The organism is Sphingobacterium chuzhouense (assembly GCF_014692525.1).
Classification (GTDB): domain Bacteria; phylum Bacteroidota; class Bacteroidia; order Sphingobacteriales; family Sphingobacteriaceae; genus Sphingobacterium; species Sphingobacterium chuzhouense.
The window spans coordinates 1-588 of the sequence record NZ_JACNYL010000014.1 but is presented as its reverse complement, the minus strand read 5'-3'; the positions used below and the strand labels follow the sequence as shown (position 1 = coordinate 588).

Here is a 588-nt window from a genome sequence, read left to right as displayed (position 1 = left end):
AAGAGGACAGCGGAACTTTCCGGCGCGGAAAGCTTCGGGCTATTAGTACCGCTCGGCTGTGGTGTCTCCACCTCTACACCTGCGGCCTATCGACGTGGTAGTCTCCCACGGCCCTGTAAGGAAGCCTTATCTCGTGGCGGGTTTCGCACTTAGATGCTTTCAGCGCTTATCCCAACCGCACGTAGCTACCCAGCTGTACACCTGGCGGCATAACTGGTTCACCAGAGGTGCGTCCAGCCCGGTCCTCTCGTACTAAGGCCAGACCCACTCAAACTTCCAACGCCCACAACAGATAGGGACCGAACTGTCTCGCGACGTTCTGAACCCAGCTCGCGTGCCACTTTAATGGGCGAACAGCCCAACCCTTGGGACCTTCTCCAGCCCCAGGATGTGACGAGCCGACATCGAGGTGCCAAACCTCCCCGTCGATATGAGCTCTTGGGGGAGATCAGCCTGTTATCCCCAGAGTACCTTTTATCCTTTGAGCGATGGCCCTTCCATGCGGAACCACCGGATCACTATGTCCGTCTTTCGACCCTGTTCGACCTGTATGTCCCACAGTCAAGCAAGCTTTTGCCATTGCACTCC

1 rRNA gene is annotated in these 588 nt (G+C 57.1%); it reads right to left on the bottom strand.

The window, feature by feature from the left end:
• Positions 1-22 precede the first annotated feature (22 nt).
• Positions 23-588: ribosomal RNA gene (locus H8B21_RS20520) — 23S ribosomal RNA — on the bottom strand; the annotation flags it as partial.